At 71.4% G+C, this 23,149-nt stretch carries 22 protein-coding genes; 9 read left to right on the top strand and 13 right to left on the bottom strand.

Going from position 1 to position 23,149, the window contains the following annotated elements:
• The 4 genes from ACTMTU_RS33610 to amaP are packed head-to-tail and all read left to right on the top strand — an operon-like array spanning position 1 to position 1,871.
• The gene (locus ACTMTU_RS33610; protein WP_441267216.1) at positions 1–192 is read left to right on the top strand and encodes a hypothetical protein; all 192 of its coding nucleotides are present in this window, start codon (positions 1–3) and stop codon (positions 190–192) included.
• Positions 193–198: 6 nt separating this feature from the next.
• Positions 199–588: an Asp23/Gls24 family envelope stress response protein gene (locus ACTMTU_RS33615; RefSeq protein WP_441267217.1), complete on the top strand. Its 390-nt coding sequence runs from the start codon at positions 199–201 to the stop codon at positions 586–588.
• Positions 585–1,277 (top strand): DUF6286 domain-containing protein, encoded by a 693-nt coding sequence (locus tag ACTMTU_RS33620; protein ID WP_441267218.1) that lies wholly within the window; start codon positions 585–587, stop codon positions 1,275–1,277. The genes ACTMTU_RS33615 and ACTMTU_RS33620 overlap by 4 nt, the downstream gene beginning before the upstream one ends.
• Before the next feature lie 15 nt (positions 1,278–1,292).
• Positions 1,293–1,871, top strand: coding sequence for an alkaline shock response membrane anchor protein AmaP (gene amaP, locus ACTMTU_RS33625; protein WP_441267219.1), 579 nt, complete (start codon positions 1,293–1,295; stop codon positions 1,869–1,871).
• A gap of 311 nt (positions 1,872–2,182) precedes the next feature.
• Here amaP and ACTMTU_RS33630 read toward each other — a convergent pair whose 3' ends face one another.
• The 5 genes from ACTMTU_RS33630 to ACTMTU_RS33650 all read right to left on the bottom strand — a co-directional run bounded on the left by ACTMTU_RS33630 (position 2,183) and on the right by ACTMTU_RS33650 (position 6,921).
• Positions 2,183–2,938 carry an SDR family oxidoreductase gene (locus ACTMTU_RS33630; RefSeq protein ID WP_441267220.1) on the bottom strand — a complete coding sequence of 252 codons (756 nt, stop codon included), beginning with the start codon at positions 2,936–2,938 and terminating at the stop codon, positions 2,183–2,185.
• Between the two features lie 4 nt (positions 2,939–2,942).
• Positions 2,943–4,727 carry a glycoside hydrolase family 15 protein gene (locus tag ACTMTU_RS33635; protein WP_441267221.1) on the bottom strand — a complete coding sequence of 595 codons (1,785 nt, stop codon included), beginning with the start codon at positions 4,725–4,727 and terminating at the stop codon, positions 2,943–2,945.
• A gap of 30 nt (positions 4,728–4,757) precedes the next feature.
• Positions 4,758–5,543 carry an SURF1 family cytochrome oxidase biogenesis protein gene (locus ACTMTU_RS33640; protein ID WP_441267222.1) on the bottom strand — a complete coding sequence of 262 codons (786 nt, stop codon included), beginning with the start codon at positions 5,541–5,543 and terminating at the stop codon, positions 4,758–4,760.
• Between the two features lie 72 nt (positions 5,544–5,615).
• Entirely contained in the window at positions 5,616–5,849 is a 234-nt protein-coding gene (locus ACTMTU_RS33645) for a hypothetical protein (RefSeq protein ID WP_100106509.1), read from the bottom strand.
• Positions 5,850–5,940: 91 nt separating this feature from the next.
• Positions 5,941–6,921 (bottom strand): DEDDh family exonuclease, encoded by a 981-nt coding sequence (locus ACTMTU_RS33650; RefSeq protein ID WP_441267223.1) that lies wholly within the window; start codon positions 6,919–6,921, stop codon positions 5,941–5,943.
• 102 nt (positions 6,922–7,023) lie between these two features.
• Between ACTMTU_RS33650 and ACTMTU_RS33655 the strand changes: the two genes are divergently transcribed.
• On the top strand, positions 7,024–7,746 hold the full coding sequence (locus ACTMTU_RS33655) for a VIT1/CCC1 transporter family protein (RefSeq protein WP_441267224.1): 723 nt from the start codon (positions 7,024–7,026) through the stop codon (positions 7,744–7,746).
• 7 nt (positions 7,747–7,753) lie between these two features.
• Here ACTMTU_RS33655 and ACTMTU_RS33660 read toward each other — a convergent pair whose 3' ends face one another.
• From ACTMTU_RS33660 to ACTMTU_RS33670, 3 genes are all read right to left on the bottom strand, one after another.
• The gene (locus ACTMTU_RS33660; RefSeq protein ID WP_441267225.1) at positions 7,754–10,864 is read right to left on the bottom strand and encodes an NACHT domain-containing protein; all 3,111 of its coding nucleotides are present in this window, start codon (positions 10,862–10,864) and stop codon (positions 7,754–7,756) included.
• Between the two features lie 171 nt (positions 10,865–11,035).
• Positions 11,036–12,439 carry a CoA transferase gene (locus ACTMTU_RS33665; RefSeq protein WP_441267226.1) on the bottom strand — a complete coding sequence of 468 codons (1,404 nt, stop codon included), beginning with the start codon at positions 12,437–12,439 and terminating at the stop codon, positions 11,036–11,038.
• Positions 12,440–12,515: 76 nt separating this feature from the next.
• On the bottom strand, positions 12,516–14,045 hold the full coding sequence (locus ACTMTU_RS33670; RefSeq protein ID WP_441267227.1) for a S8 family peptidase: 1,530 nt from the start codon (positions 14,043–14,045) through the stop codon (positions 12,516–12,518).
• Between the two features lie 255 nt (positions 14,046–14,300).
• On the opposite strand from ACTMTU_RS33670, the gene ACTMTU_RS33675 reads away from it, so the two are divergent.
• From ACTMTU_RS33675 to moaA, 3 genes are all read left to right on the top strand, one after another.
• Positions 14,301–14,666 carry a DUF485 domain-containing protein gene (locus ACTMTU_RS33675; RefSeq protein WP_441267228.1) on the top strand — a complete coding sequence of 122 codons (366 nt, stop codon included), beginning with the start codon at positions 14,301–14,303 and terminating at the stop codon, positions 14,664–14,666.
• Positions 14,663–16,300: a solute symporter family protein gene (locus ACTMTU_RS33680; RefSeq protein ID WP_307705703.1), complete on the top strand. Its 1,638-nt coding sequence runs from the start codon at positions 14,663–14,665 to the stop codon at positions 16,298–16,300. Before ACTMTU_RS33675 ends, ACTMTU_RS33680 begins: the two co-directional genes overlap by 4 nt.
• A gap of 151 nt (positions 16,301–16,451) precedes the next feature.
• Complete coding sequence (gene moaA / locus ACTMTU_RS33685) at positions 16,452–17,441, top strand: GTP 3',8-cyclase MoaA (protein ID WP_441267229.1); 990 nt, start codon at positions 16,452–16,454, stop codon at positions 17,439–17,441.
• Here the strand turns inward: moaA and ACTMTU_RS33690 are convergent.
• Both ACTMTU_RS33690 and ACTMTU_RS33695 read right to left on the bottom strand, forming a co-directional pair.
• On the bottom strand, positions 17,424–17,660 hold the full coding sequence (locus tag ACTMTU_RS33690) for a hypothetical protein (RefSeq protein ID WP_441267230.1): 237 nt from the start codon (positions 17,658–17,660) through the stop codon (positions 17,424–17,426). The genes moaA and ACTMTU_RS33690 overlap by 18 nt on opposite strands.
• A 202-nt stretch (positions 17,661–17,862) precedes the next feature.
• Positions 17,863–18,237 (bottom strand): DUF3099 domain-containing protein, encoded by a 375-nt coding sequence (locus tag ACTMTU_RS33695; protein WP_441267231.1) that lies wholly within the window; start codon positions 18,235–18,237, stop codon positions 17,863–17,865.
• A gap of 227 nt (positions 18,238–18,464) precedes the next feature.
• Between ACTMTU_RS33695 and ACTMTU_RS33700 the strand changes: the two genes are divergently transcribed.
• On the top strand, positions 18,465–18,743 hold the full coding sequence (locus ACTMTU_RS33700) for a GlsB/YeaQ/YmgE family stress response membrane protein (protein WP_441267232.1): 279 nt from the start codon (positions 18,465–18,467) through the stop codon (positions 18,741–18,743).
• Between the two features lie 88 nt (positions 18,744–18,831).
• On the opposite strand, the gene tyrS is transcribed toward ACTMTU_RS33700, so the two are convergent.
• From tyrS to ACTMTU_RS33715, 3 genes are all read right to left on the bottom strand, one after another.
• On the bottom strand, positions 18,832–20,100 hold the full coding sequence (gene tyrS / locus ACTMTU_RS33705; RefSeq protein ID WP_441267233.1) for a tyrosine--tRNA ligase: 1,269 nt from the start codon (positions 20,098–20,100) through the stop codon (positions 18,832–18,834).
• Between the two features lie 105 nt (positions 20,101–20,205).
• The gene (locus tag ACTMTU_RS33710; protein WP_441267234.1) at positions 20,206–21,600 is read right to left on the bottom strand and encodes a metallopeptidase TldD-related protein; all 1,395 of its coding nucleotides are present in this window, start codon (positions 21,598–21,600) and stop codon (positions 20,206–20,208) included.
• Positions 21,597–23,120 (bottom strand): TldD/PmbA family protein, encoded by a 1,524-nt coding sequence (locus ACTMTU_RS33715; RefSeq protein WP_441267235.1) that lies wholly within the window; start codon positions 23,118–23,120, stop codon positions 21,597–21,599. The genes ACTMTU_RS33710 and ACTMTU_RS33715 overlap by 4 nt, the downstream gene beginning before the upstream one ends.
• Between the last annotated feature and the right edge of the window lie 29 nt (positions 23,121–23,149).

The following is a 23,149-nucleotide window of genomic DNA, read 5'->3' on the forward strand; positions in this document are numbered from 1 at the left end:
ATGAGCATGGCGGTGGTCGGACTGATGGCCGGCATGGCACTCGGGTTCGCCGGATATTTCGGCGGCTTCGGGGCGTTCCTGCTGGTGGCCGCCCTGGGGGCGGTCGGCTTCGTGGTCGGCCGGTTCCTCGAGGGCGACGTCGAGTTCGGCGATTTCATCCGGGGCCGCGAGCGCGGCGACGGGCGGCGGTGACGCGCCGTGGCAGACCCCGTCGCGGTGGCAGACGCCTCCGGTCGTGACGCACCCGCGGGCCGGGTGCCGCCCTCCGACCGGGGGTCGACCACGATCGCCGACCGCGTCGTCGCGAAGATCGCCGCGAGGGCGGCACGTGAAGCGCTCCCCGGGGTACCGGACGACGGTGCGCCGCCGCACGCAATGGTCGTCGTGCACCACGAAACGGCCAGGGTGCGGGTCAGCCTCGAGCTCGAGTACCCGACCGACATCGGCGCGCAGTGCGGCGCGGTGCGTCGGCAGGTCATCGAGCGGGTACAGGCGTTGGCGGGGATGGAGGTCCCCGAGGTGGCGGTGCACGTCGAGCGGCTGCACTCCGCCCTCTCGCGCGGCACGGCGCAGGGGAGGATCCGATGACCGAACCGGACAGGCCCTCGGGCCCCGAAGAGCCGGCCCGTCAGGAGCGGGAAGCGCGCTCCTCACGGCCCGTCCTCGAAATGGACCAGTCCGCCTCCGCCTCCGAGTACAACCCTGTGGCGGACGATGACGGCGACGCCGGCAGGACCGGCCGCTTCTGGTCGGTGCGCCGGGTGCCCGCAGGGCTGCTCGCCCTGGTCGTCCTCGCGGGCGCGGGGCTGCTGCTCTACGACGTCGCCGCCGTGCGGGCCGACCGGCCCGCGATGCGCTGGCGGCGATGGCTGGCCGACCACCTCGCCGAATGGCGCCTGGACGAGATCGCGGTGCTCGCCGCGGCCGGCGCGGCGATACTGCTGGGCCTGTGGCTGGTCCTTCTCGCGGTGACGCCGGGGCTGCGCGCGCTGCTGCCGATGCGGCAGGACCGGCCCGATCTACGGGCAGGACTGCACAGGGAGGCCGCGGCCCTCGTACTCCGAGACCGGGCCATGGAGGTCTCCGGCGTGCAGTCGGTACAGGTCCGGATGGGGCGGTCCCGGGCGTCGGTACGGGCGCGGGCGCACTTCCGCGACCTGGACGACGTACGCGCCGACCTCGACGAGGCGCTCGGCGACGCCTTGGAGGAACTCGGCCTCGCGAAGCCCCCGGAGCTGGCCGTGCACGTCGGCAGACCGCCCGCGAAGAAGAGGTGAGGAACGGTGCAGGGGATGCTTCGAGCCGTCAACCGGGTCTTCCTGGGCCTCGCCGGGCTCGTCCTGCTGTGCGTCGGCGGTGCGGTCCTCGTGGCGGGCACGGGCCTCTCCGTCCCCTCGTGGTGGCCCTACGACGGACGGCACGACGTACTGCTGAGTGACGCCGACCGGACGCGCTGGCGCGACGAGGGCTGGTGGTGGCCGGTCGTCATCGCGGTGCTGGCGCTGCTGCTGATCCTCGCTCTGTGGTGGCTCTTCGCCCAACTGCGGCGCGCACGGCTGGCGGAGGTCCTGGTCGACAGCGGCGACGGCGAAGGCGCGCTGCTGAGGGGCCGGGCGCTTCAGGGTGCGCTGGAGGACGAGGCGGCGGCGCTGGAAGGCGTCTCCCGCGCGTCCGTCCTGCTGACGGGCCGCCGGACCGCGCCCCGGGCGCGGGTGGCACTGCACCTGGATCCTGACGCCTCGCCCGGCGGTACGCTCGCGCGGCTCGCGGACGAGGCGGTCGCGCACGCCCGGGACTCGGCGGGTCTCGAGGCGCTGCCGACGGAGGTACGGCTGCGGGCGGCGAAACACCGGGCCCGGCGGGTGTCGTGACGGTGGGGGCGGGGCCCCGCGCGGGTTCCCCTCCCCGCCCCTTCCCGCTGCACGGATCGGCGGCTTCGCCGCGTGACGGGACAGCCCCCGGGCCCTTACCGCGCTTCGCGCGGTGCCCTCGGCCTCCCCTACGAGGTGCCCCCGCACGGGCTTGATTTCGCTGCGCGACATCCGGCACGCCGACGGAAAGGCGGACCCGGCCTCGATCGAGGCGCCAGTCCGGTGGGGGAGGGAGACCCCGTACGGGCAGCGGCCCGGTGGGGAGGGTGACCCCGTCCGGGAAGGGGCCGGTGGGGAACACGCACGCCGTGTCAGAAGCCGTGGCGCGCGCCGCCGTCGATCGGGAGCATGACGCCGGTCAGATAGGACGCCGCCGGCGAGAGCAGGAACGCCGCCGTGCGGCCGAACTCCTCCGGAGTGCCGTAACGCCGCAGCGGGATGGCCTCCTCGTTGGCCCTGCGTGCCGCCTCCGCGTCGCCCGACAGGGCGTCGAGTTCGCGGACGCGGTCCGTGTCGATGCGGGAGGGCAGCAGGCCCACCACGCGGATGCCGCGCGGGCCCAGTTCGTCCGCCAGGGACTTGGCGAAGCCCGCGAGACCCGGGCGGAGGCCGTTGGAGATGGTCAGACCGGGGATGGGTTCGTGCACGGAACCGGACAGCACGAAACCGATGACACCCCCTTCGTTCAGTTCGGCCGCGGCCGTGCGCGCCATGCGGACGGCGCCGAGGAAGACCGACTCGAACGCGGCGGCCCACTGCTCGTCGGTGTTGTCCGCGGCGAAGCCCGGCGCCGGGCCGCCCACGCTGACGAGGATGCCGTCGAAACGGCCGAAGTGCGCGCGGGCGGCGGCGACAAGGCGTTCCGCGGCGGAGGGGTCGGCGTTGTCGCAGGCGACGCCCACCGCGGCGGAACCGAGTGCGGCCGCGGCGTCGGTGACCGTCTTCTCGTCCCGCCCGGTGAGGACGACCTTCGCGCCGTCGGCGACGAGCGCCCGCGCTGAGGCGTTGCCGAGTCCCCTCGAGGCGCCGGTGACGATGTAGACGCGGTCCTTCAGTCCAAGATCCATGGCCCTATCCTGCCGTCCTCTGCCCCGTGAGCGCGAGGGCCGTGGTCACCAGTCCGATGTGGCTGAACGCCTGCGGGAAGTTGCCGAGGTGCTGTCCCGTCGCCGGGTCGTACTCCTCGGAGAGGAGGCCGACGTCGTTGCAGAGGCCGAGCAGCCGCTCGAACAGTTCGCGGGCCTCCATCTCGCGGCCCGTCATCCGCAGCGCGTCGGCGAGCCAGAAGGAGCAGACCAGGAACGCGCCCTCGCGGCCCGGCAGCCCGTCGACCTGTGTGGCGTCCGGGGTGTAGCGGCGTACGAGCGGTCCACTGCCCAGCTCCTGCCACACGGCGTCGACCGTGCCGACGACCCGGGGGTCGTCCGGGGGCAGGAAGCCGACGCGCGGGATGAGCAGGACCGCGGCGTCGAGTTCCTTGGAGCCGTACGACTGGGTGAAGGTGCCACGGACCGGGTCGAAGCCCTTCTCGCAGACCTCGCGGTGGATGTCGTCCCGCATGGCCCGCCAGCGTGCCGAGTCGCCGCGCAGCGACGGTTCGCTCTCGAGGGTGCGCACGGCGCGGTCTGCGGCGACCCATGCCATGACCTTGGAGTGGACGAAGTGACGGCGCGGGCCCCGGACCTCCCACAGACCCTCGTCCGGCTCGTGCCATTTGGACTCGAGGAAGCCGAGCAGGCTCAGCTGGATGTTCCATGCCTGTCGCTCGGGTGCGAGACCGGCCTGCCTGGCCAGGTAGAGGGACTCGATGACCTCGCCGTAGACGTCGATCTGCAGTTGGCACCGCGCCTCGTTGCCGACGCGGACCGGCGCGGAGCCGGCGTAGCCGGAGAGCCAGTCCAGCTCCATCTCGGGCAGGCGGCGTTCACCGGCCAGTCCGTACATGATCTGAAGGTCGGCCGGGTCGCCGGCTACCGCCCGCAGCAGCCAGTCCCGCCAGGCCGCGGCCTCGTCCAGGTATCCGACGGACACCATGGCGCTCAGGGTGAGGGTCGCGTCGCGCAGCCAGCAGAAGCGGTAGTCCCAGTTCCGTACACCGCCGATGTCTTCGGGCAGGGACGTCGTGGGTGCGGCGACGATGCCTCCGGTGGGGGCGTACGTGAGCGCCTTGAGAGTGATCAGGGAGCGCAGCACGGCGTCACGGTAGGGACCTTGGTAGCGGCACTTCGACGACCAGGTCTCCCAGTCCTGGAGGCAGTGCTCCAGGGCCTCGTGCGGGTCGACGAGCGCGGGTCGCGGCTTGTGCGAGGGGTGCCAGGTGAGGACGAACGCCACCTTCTCGCCCTCCTCGACCGTGAACGACGAGCAGGTGCTGAAGTGCTGACCCCACGTCTTGACCTCCGGCTCGCTGCGCAGCCAGACGGAGTCGGGCCCCGCGACGGCGACCCGGTGGCCGTCCGTGCGGCGTACCCACGGCACCACGGAGCCGTAGTCGAACCGCAGCCGCAGTGTGCCGGCCATCTCGACCGTGCCGCTGAGGCCCTCGACGATGCGGACGACGTCCGGCGCCTCGTCACGCTGCGGCATGAAGTCGAGGACCCGGACCTTGCCGGTACGGGTCTCCCACACCGATTCCAGCACCAGTGACGCGCCGACGTAGCGGCGGCTGGTGCAGGCGCCGGCGCCCTTGGGCGCGATCCGCCAATGACCGTTCTCCTCGTCGCCGAGGAGTGCGGCGAAGCATGCGGCGGAGTCGAAACGGGGAAGGCACAGCCAGTCGATGGAGCCGTCCTTGCCGACCAGTGCAGCGGTCTGCAGATCGCCGATCAGGGCGTAGTCCTCGATACGTTGGGTCACGCTCTGGCGTGTTCCCGCCAGAAGAGCACGCTAAGCAGCCGCAGGAGCGGGCTCGGGCGTCGTCTTCTCCGCCGCCGCCAGGTCGCGCCTCTCCCGCCGTACGAGAATCCCCCAGCCGACGGGCACCGCCGCGGCGAACAGCCACCACTGCACGGCGTACGCCATGTGGGCGCCGATGGAGTCGTGGTCCGGGTCCGGGATCGTCTCGGGGCTGCCGCCCGCGGGCTTCGGCGCCGTCTGCTCCAGATATCCGCCGAGCACCTGCCGGTCCATCAGCTGCGCCTGCTGCTCGCTGTTGATCAGCATCACCTGGCGGGGCGGCAGGCCCTTCAGGTCCCTGATGCCGCTGGCGCCGGTCGTCTCGTCGGCCTTCAGCCGGCCGGTGACGGTCACGGTGCCCCCGGGCGCGGCAGGCACCTCGGGGAAGGCCTTCTGGTCGGCGGCGGCGGGGACCCAGCCGCGGTTGACGAGGACGGCACGGCCGTCGGCCAGCACCAGCGGGGTCAGTACATGGAAGCCGACACGGTCGTCGGCGTTCGTGCGGCGGCGGACGACCATCTCGTGGTCGGTGTCGAACGTGCCGGTCGCGGTGATCCGCCGCCAGTAGTCGGAGCGCGGGACGGTGTGCCCGGGGGAAGTGAGCTCCTCCATCGGAACCGGCTTCGCCTCGAGGTTCCGTGCGATCAGGGCGTTCTGCTCGACCCTGCGCTCGTGCCGGTGCAGCTGCCAGAAGCCCAGCTCGATCATCGTGGGGATGAGAACGAGGCCGATGAGGGTGAGGATCACCCACTGCCGGGTCAACAGGAAGCGGTACACGGCTTCGACCGTACCTGCTCGGCGCGGGGCCACGGACGGTGGGTCCCCGCCCGTGTCCCGGCCGGGCGCAGGTCACACCCTGTCGACGATGCCGGCCCTCCCCTCGGCGCGTGCGCAGTGGGCGCCGCAGTACCAGTGGCCCTCGACCTCGACGCCCTGGCCGATGATCTGCACCCGGCAGTGCTCACAGATGGGCGCCATGCGGTGGATGGCGCAGGAGAAGCAGTCGAAGACGTGCACCGCGCCCTGCGCGTGCACCTCGAAGGACATGCCGTAGTCGTTTCCGCAAACCTCGCAACGTGCCATGCGCCACAGGGTGAAACGCTTCGCCGCCCCGGGCGAGCGGGCGCCGGGCGAGTCGCGCCCGTTTCACTCCGATGCGGGTGTCCGTCCGGATCTACGCGTCCGGCGCGGGGGCGACATCCCGCAGCAGCTGGGTGAAGGCGCCCTCGTCGACGACCGGCGTGCCGTACGAGGCGGCCTTGACGGTCTTGGACGTCGCCGCGTCCGGGTCGTTCGTCACCAGCAGACTCGTGAGCCGGGACACACTCGTGGCGACGTGCAGGCCCGCCTCCACGGCCCGGTCCTCGAGCAGTTCACGCTCCACGGAGGTGTCGCCGGAGAAGGCGACCCGCATCCCCTGCACCAGCTGTCCGCCCGGCTCGTACCTCCCCGGGTTGGGGTACGGGCACGGCGGCCGCTTGCGCGACGGCCGCCAGCTGCTGTGCCCGTACGACGGCTGATAGCCGACGCGCGGGGCCGCGGGGGCGTCCGACCACTCGGTCAGCGGCCGGCACTCGAGAAGCGGCAGCCGCACACCGTCGCGGGCCGCGGTGTGCAGGCTCGGCCGGAACGCCTCCGCGAGCACGCGGGCGTCGTCCAGGGCGTGGTGGGCACGCTGCTGCACGACCCCGTAGTGCGCGGCCAGCGACTCGAGCTTGTGGTTGGGCAGCGGGAGCCGCAGCTCCTTGGCGAGCGCGATGGTGCACAGCCGCTGCCGGGTCGGCGCCGCGCCCCGCGCACGCGCGTACTCCCTGGCGATCATGGACCAGTCGAAGGTGGCGTTGTGCGCGACCAGGACCCGGCCGTCGAGCCGCGCGGAGAGCTCGCCCGCGATGTCCCCGAACAGCGGGGCGCCTTCGAGCGCCTCGCTCGTCAGACCGTGGATCCACACCGGTCCGGGGTCGCGCTCCGGATTGACGAGCGTGTACCAGTGGTCCTCGACGTTGCCGTGGGTGTCGAGGCGGTAGACGGCAGCCGACACTATCCGGTCGTCACGGGCGAGGCCGGTGGTCTCCACGTCGACGACCGCGTACCCCTGTGGGTACGCGGCCGGCCACGTCGTCGCTGCGGTCCTACGGTCGTCGAGCATGGTCACAGAGAATACGGGCAGGCACCGACAGCCCTGTCCCGCCCCCACCGCCCGAAGGCAGGGGTGTGGCTCCTCGTCCCCAACTTCCTTGCGTGAGACGCTCCCCGGATGAGTGAAGCGACCGGCGGCGAACAACAGGACGAGGCGCACTCCGGTGGACTCGGCACGCGCCTCAACTGGCTGCGCGCCGCCGTCCTCGGCGCGAACGACGGCATCGTCTCGACGGCGGGCCTCGTCGTCGGTGTTGCCGGTGCGACGGACTCGCGGCCGGCGCTGCTCACCGCCGGCCTCGCCGGACTGCTCGCCGGTTCGATGTCGATGGCGGCAGGCGAGTACGTGTCCGTCTCCACGCAGCGCGACTCGGAGGTGGCCGCGCTGGCGGTGGAGAAGCGGGAGCTGAAGGAGCAGCCGGAGGCCGAACTGGACGAGCTGACACGCATGCTGGCGGACCGCGGTCTGTCGGAGGAGGTGGCCAGGGAGGCCGCCGTGCAGCTCACCGAACGTGACGCGCTGCGCGCGCACGCGCGGGTGGAACTCGGCATCGATCCCGACCAGCTGGTCAGCCCCTGGCACGCGGCGGGCGCCAGCTTCCTGGCGTTCACGGCCGGTGCGCTGCTGCCGCTGCTGGCCATCGTGCTGCCTCCGGCGTCGGCCCGCCTGTTCGTCACGGTGCTCTCGGTGCTCGCGGCGCTGGCGCTGACCGGCTGGTGGAGCGCCCGGCTGGGCGCCGCCGCGGCCGGGCCCGCCGTCCTGCGCAACGTGTGCGGCGGGGCCCTCGCCATGGCGGTGACGTACGCCGCCGGTTCGTCGCTCGACGCGGTCGGCGTCTGAGGCGTTGTCAGGTCCTTACGCGCTTCACCTCGACCCGGTCGGGCGGGAAGCGGTCGATGCCGACGACCGGGGTGTCGTCGCTGACCGTGATCTTCAGTTCGGGCACCGCGACGAGCGGTCCGATGTCGACGGGCGCTCCGGACGGTGAGCACTGCCAGAGCTCCAGGGAAGTGAGCGCGGGCAGCTCGCGCAGCGCGGTGAGACCGTACGGCAGTTCGCACCGCCAGAGGTGCAGGTGCCGCAGCGTGGAGTGGCCGAGGAGCGGACGCGGGTCGAGAGGGTCGACCTCGTACAGGCTCAGACTCGTCAGCGACGGTGGCAGCGGCAGGCGCGACAGTTGACGCAACTGCGACTGACCCGCGATCGTCAGCCCCTCCAGCAACGGCCACCGCTCGATGCCCTCCAGGCTCACGTAACGGGTCTGGTGGTGGAGCCCGAGGTGGACGAGGCCCGGTCCGACCGGCAGTTCCGCGAGGCTCTCGATGAGCAGCGGCTGGGAGAGGTTCACGCTGCGCAGGTCGGGCATGTCCCGCAAGGGCTCGATCGAGACCTCCGGATGAACTTCCCAGAGCGAGAGTCGCTCGAGTCCCGGCCGCGCCAGCGGCCGCAGGTCGCGCAGTTCGGGGCACCGGCTCAGACCGACATCCTTGAGCCGCCGGAGCGACGCGAGCGGCGTGAGATCGTCCACCACGCCGTTCTCGTAAAGAAAGAGCCACTCCGGGTCCTCCACCGCGAGCAGCGGAGTGAGGTCGTGGTGGTCGCCCGCCACATGCAGGCGCCGGGCCTTGGGTATGTGGCGCAGGGCGTGGAGCTGTTCGGGCGTCTGGACGTGCAGGTACGAGGTGTTCCACGCCCCGGCCGCCAGCACGTCCCTGGCGTACGACTCGGTGTCGAACGAGCCCCACGCCGTCGACACCTGGAACGCCACGGACAGCCGGGCGTCCTCCCGGAACCGCGCGGCCACCTCGAACGCGGCGTCCCCTTTGATCAGGGCCGCCGTGCGCACCACGGCCGCCGCCGTGTACTCCTCCAGGTCCTCCGGTCCGGGCAGCAGCTCCAGCACCAGTTCGCCGACCTTGGCGAGCCGCGCCGCGTCCTCCTGGGTGCGCGGGGGCAGCAGCTCCTGCGTGCGCGACTGAACCGTCGCGCGGATCTCCCGGTCCAGCTCCGGGGCGTGCTCCAGACAGGCCGCGGCGAGCAGCACCAGACGGTGCCGGTGGCGCTGTGCCCGATCGGCGCGACGCAGCAGGTGCCGCAGCAGCCGGGCCCGTTCCTCGACGCGGGCGTGACCGACGGCCATCTGCACCACGTCGTCCCACTGGTCGTCGTGCGCGTTCTGCACGAGGACCCCGAAGTCGCGGGCCTCCACCGCGGCCTTGGCGCCCAGATAGTCCTGGAACGTCCGGTGCACGAAGTCCACCGCACCCGGGCGTGGTTCACGCAGCAGACCGCTCCTGATGAGCAGGTGGGAGAACACCTGCTCGGGGCTGCCCTGCACCTGCGGCATGGCGGCCAGCCACTCGGCCACCATCTCCACCGCCTCGGCACGCTCGGCCTCCACCTGACCGTTGCGGATGAGCCAGTACGCCAGCCGCTGAAGCAGCGCGGTCTGCTCCTCACGCGTCAGATCGACGCCCTCCACACCGACGATCTCCCGCTCGGTGTCCCGCCGCACCAGCAGCATGTCCAGCGCGGCGTCGTACAGCTCCTTGCGGGCGCGCGGCAGTTGCATCCTGCGGTCCCGGTTCAGCGCGCACAGCAGGGCGCACATCAGCGGGTTGGTGGCCAGCCGCCCCAGATCGCGGCGGGTGGAGACGGCCTTGCGCAGGGACGTCTCGTAGGTGTCGAGCTGGGCGCGTTCGGTCTGGGACAAGCACTCCTGGCGGGCGGCCTCGTGCCAGTGGCCGATGAACGAGCGGATGTCGTCGCGCTCCATCGGCAGCAGCGAGTGCCCGACGAATCCCTGGCGGGACAGCCAGTCCTCCGGGACGGCCGACGGCCGGGTCGTCACCACGTACCGGGCGTCCGGGTAGGCGGCGATCAGCGACTTCAGCCAGTTCTCCGTGCGGTGCCGCTGCCGTGAGGGGATCTCGTCCACTCCGTCGACCAGGATCAGCGCCCGGCCGTCCGTCAGCAGCTTCTCCGTCCAGCCGGCGGGTGCCTCACCGTGCAGCGGGACCCCCGCCGCCCGCAGGAAGGCGTCCGGCATCGGCAGCGTGTCGGACGACGTGAAGGCCCGCAGCCGCAACAGGAAGGGCACGCACCGGTTCCAGTCCTCCAGGTCCTTGCCGAAACTGCGGCGGGCGGCGTTCAGCGCGAGCCACTGCACCAGGGTGCTCTTGCCGGACCCGGCAGGACCGCGCAGGACGAGCCGGTCGGCAGAGGACAGGATCTGCTCCGCCTTCACGGCGACCTGTCCGGTCCGCGGCAGGCCGAAACCCTCCTGGTGGGGCCCGTCGCCGCTGACCGCCAGGGAGATGTACGCCGTGTCCAGCGGCCACTCGCTCCCCGATCTGCCGAGCGTCAGCCCGAACAGCTCCAGACGCCCGTGGGTCTCTGCCACATAGTCCGCGTACCGCCCCTCGAAGCCGAGGGCGACCGCCTCCGGACGCGGGCCGAGCCGGTCCCTGACGTCCTCGACGAGTGCTTCGGTGCGGCCCGCCCTGCGGGTCTGCTCCACCGCCGCCCGTGCCATGAACGACTGGTCGGCGGTCAGGTTCTCGACCATGTGCGCGCAGCACAGCCGCAGCAGTTCGTCGTAGAGTTCCACGCCCCGCTCGGCCAGGCCGGCCGCGGGGTCCCGCAGCGTACGGAACAGTCGCTCCGGGTCGAGGTCCAGTGCGAACAGCCGGTCGGGACTGACCGTACCGGCGGCCTGGACGGTGTCCCGTACCGCCTCGACGGCGGCCTCGCGCTCGTGGTCGGGCAGGTCGGTGTACGGGTCCGAGAGCCGGCCCGCGAGCTTCCTCGCCACCGGGGCGGGGTCCGGCCGGGGGAGCGGCGCGGCCCTGCGGCCCGTCACCAGGCCGGCCCCCGGGCGTGCGGCGATCAGCGATTTCACGACGGTCACGGCCAGCGTCCCGGCCAGTCGTAAGACGACGGCTTCCAACCCCTGCACTGCGGTTCCTCCCCGTGAATCCACCGGCCACCGGATCGTACGGTCCGCGATCCGTGCCGCGCCGGTCATCGGTGCATGCCCGTGGTGCGGACGGCCTACCCACCACGGTGGAGACGGGTCGCGTCCCGCGCACACGCGCGGACCTACGCCGCCGGACACGGGGGACGGGCGTCAAGCGGTGACGTCTGCCCACTTCGGCGCGTCCGTGCCCCAGATCCCGGGCGGGCGGGCCCAGTCGGCCGGCCCGCACTCGTAGCCGACCGCCGGAACGGCGTGACGCAGACGGCCCATGGGGCTGTCCCTCTCGGTGAGCCACCGATCGGCGTCGTACGCCGCCGGGTCCCCCTCCGGTGCCTTGACGAGACCCCCGGTCAGCCAAGCCGCCGTCTGTGTGAGAGCGGCCTCCACCAGGCGGGTTCCGCCCGCGTCGTGCTGTGCGGTCAGCGCGCGCAGTACCCCGGCGGCCAGCAGATAACCGGTGCCGTGGTCGAGGGCCTGGGCGGGCAGTTTGCCCGGGCGGCCTTCGTCGCCCTCCGTGGCGGCGATGCCGGTCGCCGCCTGGACCAGGCTGTCGAAACCACGCCGCCCTGCCCACGGCCCGTACCCGCCCCAGGCCGACAGCCGGGCCACCACCAGGCCCGGACGGCGCTCGGCCAGCGCCTGCGGGGAGAGGCCGAACCGGTCGAGGGCACCCGGCCGGTAGCCGGTCACCACCACGTCGGCCAGGGTCAGCAGTTCCTCGAACACGGCACGGTCCGCGACCGCGGTCAGGTCGAGCCGGGTGGACCGTTTTCCCGTACCGGTGTCGTCGTGGGCGTCCTGACTCTCCGGCAGATGCGGGGAGTCGATCCTCAGCACGTCTGCGCCCAGCAGCGCGAGCGTCCGCGTGGCGACCGGGCCGGCCAGCACCCGGGTCAGGTCGAGCACGCGCAGTCCCGAACAGGGCAGGGAGGCCCCGCCGTTCGCGGCCCGCGGCGGGCAGTCGTCGCCGAGCCGCTCGACCCGCAGCAGGGGCCGCCCGGCGGTGGCCGCTCCCTGCGGGTGCTCCGCCCATTCGTCCCCGCCGCGCGTGGCCACGGCCAGGCCGCCCGCCGCGTACACGCTCTCCTCGACGTCCACGGCGCGGCGTTCGCCGATCGCGCCGGCGGCGGCCTCCACTCCGGCGTCCTCGGGCAGGGACAGCGCGGCGAGCAACCGTGCCCGGTGATGCGGGTAGTTGGCGTGCGTACGCACCCAGCCGTCCGCCGCGGGCCAGAACCGGGACAGCGGTGCGAACGTGGCCGGCGCCACGCCGTCCACCCGCACCAGCCTGTCACTGAGGAACGCCGTCGTCACCGCACCGTCCTCGACGGTCACGGAGGGGACCGGACCGCCGCCGCGCCGCGCGGCCAGCTCGGCGGCGGCGAGGGAGCAGACCCCGACGGTGGCGCGCGCCAGCTCCATGACCGGCAGCCGGGACGGCAGCGAGCCGCCACCCCTGTGGACGACACGGCCGAGCAGAGCCGGATCACCGCCCAGAGCCGCCCATGCCTGAGCGGTACCGCTGGACGGGAAATCGGAGGGTGAGTGGGTCATGCACTCACTATGGCACCGGCGCCACAACGCAAGGGGCCCGGTGCGGATCGCGCACCGGGCCCCTCACATGAAGCCGCTAGCGGCGGACCGCGTCCAGAGCGTCGGTGACGCCCGTGCCGTAGAAGCCGTTGTCGCGCTCGCTGCCCTCGCAGACCGCGTCGACCGTGCCGTTGCCGTCGATGTCGTACGGGTTGGTGCACGCCGTGTCGTCAGCCTGCGCGTACAGCAGACCCTTGACCAGGGCCGGCGGTGCGTACGGGTGGGTCGACTTGATCAGCGCCGCCACGCCCGCGACGTGCGGGGAGGCCATCGACGTACCGGCCTTGTAGCCGTAGCCGCCCGGAACCGTGGAGAGGATCCGGCCGTCGACCGCCGGCGCGTCCGGCGCCTGGTAGCGCGTCGAGTCGCCGCCGGGGGCGGAGATGTCGACCACGCCGTTGCCGTAGTTGGAGTACGAGGCCTTGAGACCCTTCGCACCCAGCGCGGACACCGTGACGACGCCCGGGATCTGCGTCGGGATGTCGAGGCACTCGCGCGGGTTGATGACCCGCTCGACCGGGGTGGTGTCGTTCGGGCTCGTGGTGTCGGTGAGCTCGTCCGCCGCCAGGTCCATGCGGGAGTTGCCGGCCGCGGCGACGTTCACCGCGCCCTTGCCCTCCGCGTAGCGGGTGGCACGGGAGACCGCCTCGACAAGGGCCTTCTGGTCCGCGTCGTTCTTGCAGTTGAACAGCCACGGGTCCGTGTAGTAGCTGTTGTTGGTCACGTCGACGCCGTGCTCCGCCGCCCACACGAAGCCGCAGACGACGGCCTCGGTGTAGAAGAAGCCGTCGGGCTGCGAGACCTTGATGCCGGAGACCTTCACGCCCGGCGCGACGCCGGTGACGCCGACGCCGTTCTTCGCGGCGGCGATCGTGCCGGCGACATGGGTGCCGTGGTCGGACTCGGTCGGACCCGGACGCCAGGCGCCGTCCGCCGTGTTCGGCACGCCGCCCACGCAGCTGACGGACGCCTCGCGGTCGAAGTTCGGCGCGAGGTCCGGATGGGTGTCGTCGACACCCGTGTCGATGACCGCGACCGTGACCTTGTCACTGCCGAGCGTCTTCTCGTGCGCCTTGTCGGCCTTGATGGCCGGGAGGTCCCACTGCAGGGGCTCCAGCGGGTCCTGGCCGGAGGACGCCACCGCGGCGGAGGCCTTCGCCTCGTCGGCGGTGAGCGGACGCTCCGACTCGATGGCCATGTCGGCCGACGGCGCCAGAGGCGCGGTGCGCGTGGCACCGGCCGACGCCACGCCCCGCACACCGCGGATGGTCGTGGCGAAGTCCGGGTTCTGCGAGTGGACGACGATGACGCCTATCTGGTCGTAGGCCATCACCACCGTTCCGCCGGCCTTGGCTATGGCCTTCTTGACCGACTTCGCGGTGCCGTGACCGCCCTTCACGTTCACGACGTACGACAGCTTGGGTCCGTCCGCCCGGACCGCGGCAGGTACGTCGTCGACCGGCGCCGCCGTAGCGGCCCCCGCGGGCAGGAAGCCGAGCGAGGCCGTGAGCGCCAGACCGGCGGGCAGCGCGAGGGCGCGGCGCCGTCTGGATCCCAGATGAGCCATGGGTTCTCCACATCATCCGTGACAACCGCCCAGACACCCCTGTGCGAATGGGCGGGTACATGACGAGTGAAGCTATCGCTGATCAAGGTCCGGATTCAATGAGTTCGCGAAGGAAGTGCAGAAGAAAAAGACCGGGGCTGAACCAGTGCGGCGCGTGCTCCGTGCCGTTGTCAGGGAGTGGAGCAACATCGAACCGCCCCTGCCAGTGACATCCCCGAGTCCATCCCCACCGCACCCGCGTCGCGAGGAGATTCCGTGACCACCGAGGCACCGCCGCCCGAGCGCGATAAGCAGACCAGCACCGCCCAGCCCACGACAGAGTCGTTCGTGCAGGTGCAGCAGAGTACGGAATTCGGCGAACTGCGCCGCACATACCGTTCCTTCGCCTTCCCCCTGACCATCGCGTTCATCGCCTGGTACCTGCTCTACGTCCTGCTCTCGAACTACGCCGGCGGCTTCATGGGCACGAAGCTCTTCGGCAACATCAACGTCGCTCTCGTCTTCGGCCTCGCGCAGTTCCTGACCACGTTCCTCATCGCCTGGTTCTACTCCCGGCACGCCGCCGCGAAGCTCGACCCGAAGGCCGAGATCATCAAGTCCCGTATGGAGGCCGACGCATGAGCCCCGCCCTGCACCTCGCGGCCTCGAGCGCCACGACCGAGCACCGGCCGCTGATCATCACGCTCTTCGCGGCCTTCGTCGTCGGAACGCTGTTCATCACCGTCTGGGCCGGCCGGCAGACCAAGGACGCCGCCGACTTCTATGCGGGCGGACGCCAGTTCACCGGCTTCCAGAACGGCCTCGCCATCTCGGGCGACTACATGTCGGCCGCCTCGTTCCTCGGCATCGCCGGCGCCATCGCCCTCTTCGGCTACGACGGCTTCCTCTACTCGATCGGCTTCCTGGTCGCCTGGCTCGTCGCCCTGCTGCTGGTCGCCGAGCCGCTGCGCAACTCCGGCCGCTACACGATGGGCGACGTCCTCGCCTACCGGATGCGCCAGCGCCCGGTCCGTACCGCCGCCGGCGTCTCCACCATCGTCGTCTCGATCTTCTACCTGCTCGCGCAGATGGCGGGCGCGGGCATCCTCGTCTCGCTGCTGCTCGGCATCACCAGCGACGGCGGAAAGATCGCGATCGTCGCCCTCGTCGGTCTGCTGATGATCGTCTATGTGACGATCGGCGGGATGAAGGGCACCACCTGGGTGCAGATGGTCAAGGCCGTCCTGCTGATCGCGGGCACCCTGCTCATCACGTTCCTGGTGCTGTGGAAGTTCAACTTCAACATCTCCGACCTGCTCGGAGAGGCGGCGAAGAACAGCGAGGTCGGTCAGAAGGGCAACCCCGACGCCTTCCTCGAGCCCGGCCTCAAGTACGGCGTCGACGGTATGACGAAGCTCGACTTCATCTCCCTCGGCATCGCGCTCGTCCTCGGCACCGCCGGACTCCCGCACATCCTGATCCGCTTCTACACCGTCCCCACCGCCAAGGCCGCGCGTAAATCCGTCAACTGGGCCATCGGCATCATCGGCGCGTTCTACCTGATGACCATCGCGCTCGGCTTCGGCGCCGCCGCGATTGTCGGACCCGCGGAGATCAAGGCGTCCAACCCGGCGGGCAACACCGCTGCCCCGCTGCTCGCCCTGCACATCGGCGGCGTCGACTCCGCCTGGGGCGCGATCCTGCTCGCCGTGATCTCGGCCGTCGCCTTCGCCACCATCCTCGCCGTCGTCGCCGGACTCACGCTGGCCTCGTCGTCGTCGTTCGCGCACGACATCTACGCCAACGTCATCCGCAGGGGACAGGCCACGGAGAAGGAGGAGGTCCGCGCCGCGCGCTGGGCGACCGTCTTCATCGGCATCGTGTCCATCGCCCTCGGCGCGCTCGCCCGCGACCTGAACGTGGCCGGCCTCGTCGCCCTCGCCTTCGCGGTCGCCGCCTCGGCCAACCTGCCCACGATCCTCTACAGCCTGTTCTGGAAGAGGTTCACCACCCAGGGCGCCCTGTGGTCCATCTACGGAGGCCTCGCCTCCTCGGTGTTCCTGGTGCTGTTCTCGCCGGTGGTCTCCGGCAGCCCGTCCGCGATGTTCCCGAGCGTGGACTTCGCCTGGTTCCCGCTGTCCAACCCGGGTCTCATCTCCATCCCGCTGGGCTTCCTGCTCGGCTGGCTCGGCTCGATCCTGACCAAGGAGAAGCCCGACGAGGGCAAGTACGCCGAGCTCGAGGTCAAGTCCCTCACCGGCATCGGCGCCCACTGAGAGGAAAGCGACACACGCATGTCAGCGGCCGCGTCGTAGGCTCCTACGACGCGGCCGTGCCGTACCTCGTGCCAATCGGGCCTCTGGCGTTGTCGGCGCCGTCGCGTAGGCTCGAAACCGTCGGATCCGCGAATAGGGGAGGGGGCCCACAGTGCTCATCGACACCTACGGCCGAGTGGCCACTGACCTGCGCGTTTCTCTGACGGACCGGTGCAATCTGCGGTGTACGTACTGCATGCCGGAAGAAGGCCTCCAGTGGCTGGCCAAGCCCGATCTGCTCACCGACGACGAAATCGTCCGCCTGATCCGGATCGCCGTCACCGACCTCGGGATCACCGAGGTGCGCTTCACCGGCGGTGAGCCGCTGCTGCGTCCGGGACTGGTCGGCATCGTCGAGCGCTGCGCCGCCCTCGAGCCCCGCCCCAAGATGTCCCTCACCACCAACGGCATCGGACTCAAGCGCACCGCCGCGGCCCTCGAGGCCGCCGGCCTCGACCGGGTCAACGTCTCCCTGGACACCCTGCGGCCCGACGTCTTCAAGACCCTCACCCGCCGCGACCGTCACCACGACGTGCTCGACGGCCTCGAAGCCGCCCGCGCCGCCGGCCTGACCCCGGTCAAGGTCAACGCCGTCCTGATGCCCGGCATGAACGACGACGAGGCCCCCGACCTGCTCGCCTGGGCCGTGGAACACGACTACGAGCTGCGTTTCATCGAGCAGATGCCGCTCGACGCACAGCACGGCTGGAAGCGCGACGGCATGATCACCGCCGGGGACATCCTCCAGTCCCTGCGGACGCGCTTCACCCTCACCCCGGAGGGCGACGCCGCGCGCGGCTCCGCGCCTGCCGAGCGGTGGATCGTCGACGGCGGACCGCACCGGGTCGGCGTCATCGCCTCCGTCACCCGGCCGTTCTGCCGCGCCTGCGACCGGACCCGGCTCACCGCCGACGGTCAGGTGCGTACCTGCCTCTTCGCCACCGAGGAGACCGACCTGCGGGCGGCGCTGCGCTCGGAGGCGCCCGACGAGGAGATCGCCCGCATCTGGCGGCTGGCGATGTGGGGCAAGAAGGCCGGATCCGGCCTCGACGACCCGTCGTTCCTTCAGCCGGAGCGGCCCATGTCAGCCATCGGCGGCTGACCCGGTCCCGGCACCCCGCTCCCACTCCTCCAGCGTCACGACGTCCTTCAGGAAACCGCGCACCCCGAGGAACTGGGACAGGTGCTCGCGGTGCTCGTCGCACGCCAGCCACGTCTTGCGGCGGTCCGGAGTGTGCAGCTTCGGATTGTTCCAGGCGAGGACCCAGACGGCGCCGGTACGGCAGCCCTTGGCCGAACAGATCGGGGTTTCGTCACTCACCGGAGGATTCACGGGATCATTGTCCCAGCATGGCGACGCCGAGCAGCCACGGGGGGAGCTGCCCGGCGTCGGTCCGTCGCTCCGACGGGGGATGCGGAGCGCGTACGCAGTATGTCATGGGGGACTGGGTGCGGTGCACCGGAACTTCATGATTGATCTGAGCTTTTCTTGAGCTTCGCGAGCCCGCCGGACACCGCCCGTATCAGCGCTGCCCGGCCCCCGGACGGTCCTCCTGGAAGGGCTCCGCCTCCGGCTCCGGTTCCGCCGCGCGCTGCCCGGATCCGGCCTCGACGGCCGGCCGGACCGGGGGCTCGACGAAGGTCGACGGGAGCGAAGGGGCGTTCTCCCGCCCCGCGTTGGCGATGACGACGGAGATGTACGGCAGCAGTACACCGAGCGCCAGCGCCACGATCGCCACATGGCGTTCCACGTTCCACAGGACCGCCGCGAGGATCACGGCGACCGTCCTGATCGACATCGAGATCACATAGCGCCGCTGCCTGCCGCGGACGTCGTCGGCGAGGCCCTGCCGTGCTCCGGTGATCCGGAAGACCTCGGTCCCACCGTGCTTCCGCATCGTGCTCCACCACCCGATTTCCCCGCGCCGGACGTTCGGCGGAATTCCCCTGCTCCGACCTTCCACGGTACGCCTGGGCTGCGCCGCGTTCGAGAGCGGGGCCGCCCGACGTCTGCGTGCCCGGCGTGCGCAGACACACGTACGGCTGACCCCGACATGCGCCGTACGGCCCACGGGCCGAGACTGGCGACGTAACTGCTCACGCAGGGCCGTACAAGGAGGCAGCCATGGGCTGGTTGTGGGCGATCATCGTGGGATTCGTGCTGGGCCTGCTCGCGAAAGCGATCATCCCAGGCAAACAGCACAGTCCGCTGTGGCTGACCACCATCTTCGGCATCATCGGCGCCATCATCGGCAACGCCGTCGCACGTGGCTTCGGCATCGCGGAGACCAGCGGCATCGACTGGGGCCGGCACGCACTGCAACTCGCGGCTGCCATCGTCATCGTCTTCCTGGGCGACATGGCCTACACCGCCGCCCGCGGCAGGAAACGACATCACGCCTGAGGAACACCCGTGGCCGGGTGGGCGATCACGCCCACCCGGCCACAGTCATGCACGCTCCGGTCAGCCGGACACGCTTGTCCCGCTTCGGTCAGCCGGCCGCGACCTCGACCGCCGCCAGGTTCTTCTTGCCCCGGCGCAGCACCAGCCAGCGACCGTGCAGCAGGTCGTCACCTGCCACCACGGCGTCCTCGGCGGTCACCTTCACGTTGTTCACGTAGGCGCCGCCCTCCTTCACCGTGCGGCGGGCGGCCGACTTGCTCGGCGCCAGACCGACCTCGGTGAACAGATCGACCACCGGCAGCAGCTCGCCGACCCGCGCGTGCGGCAGCTCGGCGAGGGCGGCACGCAGTGTCGCCTCGTCCAGGTCCGCCAGCTCGCCCTGGCCGAACAGCGCCCGGGAGGCGTTGATCACCGCGGCGCACTGGTCCGCGCCGTGCACCAGCGTCGTCAGCTCCTCGGCCAGCGCGCGCTGCGCGGCCCGTGCCTGCGGCCGCTCCTCCGTCTGCTTCTCCAGCTCCTCGAGCTCCTCACGGCTCTTGAAGCTCAGGACCCTCATGTAGCGGGAGATGTCCCGGTCGTCCGTGTTCAGCCAGAACTGGTAGAACGCGTACGGCGTCGTCATCTCCGGGTCGAGCCAGAGCGTTCCCGTCTCGGACTTGCCGAACTTGGTGCCGTCCGCCTTGGTCATCAGCGGCGTGGCCAGGGCATGCACCTCGGCGTCCGGCTCGAGCCGGTGGATCAGATCCAGGCCCGCGGTCAGGTTGCCCCACTGGTCGCTGCCGCCCTGCTGAAGGGTGCAGCCGTAGCGGCGGTACAGCTCCAGGAAGTCCATGCCCTGCAGCAGCTGGTAGCTGAACTCCGTGTAGCTGATGCCCTGCTCGGACTCCAGGCGGCGGGCGACCGAGTCCTTGGTGAGCATCTTGTTGACGCGGAAGTGCTTGCCGATGTCCCGCAGGAACTCGATCGCGGACATCCCCGCGGTCCAGTCCAGGTTGTTCACCATGATCGCCGCGTTGTCGCCCTCGAAGGACAGGTAGGGCTCGATCTGCGAACGCAGCCGGTCGACCCAGCGCGCGATCGTCTCCGGATCGTTCAGCGTGCGCTCCGCGGTCGGCCGCGGATCGCCGATCTGCCCCGTCGCCCCGCCGACCAGCGCGAGGGGGCGGTGCCCGGCCTGCTGGAGACGGCGGATGGTGAGCACCTGCACCAGGTGACCGACGTGCAGGCTCGCCGCGGTGGGGTCGAAGCCGCAATAGAACGTGACAGGACCGTCCGCGAGAGCCTTGCGCAGGGCCTCTTCGTCGGTGGACTGGGCCATCAGCCCGCGCCACTTCAGCTCGTCGACGATGTCCGTCACGGTGTCGTGTCTCCTTGGAACAGGGGAAACCCCGCTGGGTGGTAGCAGGGCGCTACCACCCAGTCTATTGGTGACCGGGACCCCGGCCGACCGGATATCCGGCGCTCACACGCCCTTGCTCACCGAGCTCATGTTGAAGTCCGGCACCCGCAGCGCGGGCATCGAGGCCCGGGTGAACCAGTCGCCCCACTCACGCGGCAGCGTCTTCTCGCTCCGCCCGGCCTCCGCCGCCCGCGAGAGCAGATCGACGGGCGACTCGTTGAAACGGAAGTTGTTGACCTCCCCGACGACCTCGCCGTTCTCCACCAGATACACGCCGTCCCTGGTCAGACCGGTCAGCAGCAGCGTCGCCGGGTCGACCTCGCGGATGTACCAGAGGCACGTCAGCAGCAGCCCGCGGGCCGTGCCGGCGACCATTTCCTCCAGGCTGCGCTCGCCGCCGCCGTCCAGGATGAGGTTCCCCGCGCCGGGCGCGACCGGCAGGCCGGTCAGACCGGCGCTGTGCCGGGTGGTCACCAGGTGATCGAGCTTTCCGTCCCGCACCCAGTCCGTCGCCGTGATCGGCAGACCGTTGTCGAAGACGGAGGCGTCGTCGCCGGAGGAGTGCGCGATCACGAACGGGGCCGACTCGAGGCCCGGCTCGTGGGGGTCGCTGCGCAGGGTCAGCGGAAGGGGGGACAGCGTCTCCCCGACGCGGGTGCCGCCGCCCGGCTTGGAGAAGACCGTACGGCCCTCCGCCGCGTCGCGGGCCGCGGACGACCACATCTGGTAGATCAGCAGGTCGGCCACCGCGGTGGGCGGCAGCAGGGTCTCGTAGCGGCCCGCGGGCAGCTCGGTCCGGCGCTGTGCCCACACCAGGCGCTGCGCCAGCTCGGCGTCCATCACGCCCGGGTCGACGTCCTTGAAGTCCCGCGTGGAGCTGCCCGCCCACGCCGAGCGCGTACGGTCCGGGGACTTGGCGTTCAGCTCGAGGGTGCCGTTCGGCTGGTCGTGCCGCAGCCGCAGCCCCGTGGAGGTGCCCACATACGTGGAGGTCATCTCGTGGTTGGCGAAGCCGTACAGCTCCCGGCCGCCGGCGCGGGCCCGGGCGAAGGCCTCGCCGAGGGCGGGTGCGAAGTCGGCGAACACGGCGGAGGTGGTCTCGGCGGGAGCGTCCGTGAAGTCGGGGGACGCCGGGGTGCCCTCGACCAGCGGCTGGGCGTCCTCCGCCGGACCGGCCCCGCGGGCGGCCGCCTCGGCGGCGCGCACCAGCGGCTCGAGGTCGGCGGCGGTCACCGCGGACCGGGACACCACACCGGAGGCGGTCCCCTCGGCGCCGTCGACGGTCGCGATGACGGTGAGGGTGCGGCCGCGGGTCACGCCGTTCGTGGTCAGGGCGTTGCCGGCCCAGCGCAGATTGGCGGACGACTCCTCGTCGGCGATGACGACACACCCGTCGGCGGTGGACAGCTCGAGAGCCCGCTCGACGATCTCGTGCGGCTTGGTCGTACGGGGGCTCATCGGCCGGCCTCCTGGGTGGTGTTCAGAATGTTGACGCCCCGGAAGAGGGCGGAGGGGCAGCCGTGGGAGACCGCGGCGACCTGGCCCGGCTGGGCCTTTCCGCAGTTGAACGCGCCCCCGAGCACATAGGTCTGCGGGCCGCCGACCTGCTCCATGGAGCCCCAGAACTCGGTGGTCGTCGCCTGGTACGCGACGTCCCGGAGCTGTCCGGCCAGCCGGCCGTTCTCGATCCGGAAGAACCGCTGCCCGGTGAACTGGAAGTTGTAGCGCTGCATGTCGATGGACCACGACCGGTCGCCGACCACGTAGATCCCGCGCTCGACCCCGCCGATCAGGTCCTCCGTGGACAGGCCGCCCGGGTCCGGGCGGAGCGACACGTTCGCCATCCGCTGCACCGGGACGTGAGCGGGGGAGTCGGCGTAGGCGCAGCCGTTGGAGCGGCCGAGGTTCGTCAGCTTCGCGATCCGCCGGTCCAGCTGGTAGCCGACCAGCGTGCCGTCCTTGACCAGGTCCCAGCTCTGCGCCTCGACGCCCTCGTCGTCGTACCCGATCGTCGCCAGTCCGTGCTCGGCCGTGCGGTCGCCGGTCACGTTCATCACGGACGAGCCGTACGCCAGCTTCCCCAGCTGGTCGAAGGTCGCGAACGAGGTTCCGGCGTACGCGGCCTCGTATCCGAGCGCCCGGTCCAGCTCTGTGGCGTGGCCGATCGACTCGTGGATCGTCAGCCACAGGTTCGACGGGTCGACCACCAGGTCGTAGCGGCCGGACTCGACGCTCGGCGCGCGCATCTTCTCCGCCAGCAGCCCCGGGATCTCCTCCAGCTCACGGTCCCAGTCCCAGCCCGTACCGGTCAGGTACTCCCAGCCGCGGCCTGCCGGCGGCGCGATCGTGCGCATCGAGTCGAATTCACCGCTGGTGCCGTCGACGGCGACCGCGGTGAGCTGCGGGTGCAGCCGGACCCGCTGCTGGGTGGTGACGGTGCCGGCCGTATCCGCGTAGAACTTGTTCTCGTGGACGGTGAGCAGCGACGCGTCCACGTGCGCCACGCCGTCCGCCCGCAGCAGCCGGCCGCTGAAGTCGGCGAGCAGCGCGGTCTTCTCCTCGTCGGGTACTTCGAACGGGTCGATCTCGTACGAGGAGATCCACGTCCTGTCCGAGTGCACCGGCTCGTCCGCCAGCTCCACGCGCTCGTCGGACCCGGCCGCCGCGATCACCTTCGCCGACAGCTTCGCCATCGCCACCGCCTGGCCCGCGACCCGGGCCGCGGCGTCCATGGTGAGATCCACCCCTGAGGCGAAGCCCCACGCACCACCGTGCACGACGCGCACCGCGTACCCGAGGTCCGTGGTGTCGGAGGAACCGGCGAGCTTGGCGTCACGCAGCCGCCACGCCGCACTGCGTACACGCTCGAGACGGAAGTCGGCGTGCTCGGCGCCGAGCGCGCGGGCCCGGGCGAGTGCCGCGTCGGCGAGCGCCCGCAGCGGCAGCGCCGTGAAGGCTTCGTCGATGGAATGAGGCACGGATGTCTCCTGTCGTCGCGACGGGTCGC

The organism is Streptomyces sp. OZ13 (genome assembly GCF_052068155.1).
Lineage (GTDB): Bacteria > Actinomycetota > Actinomycetes > Streptomycetales > Streptomycetaceae > Streptomyces.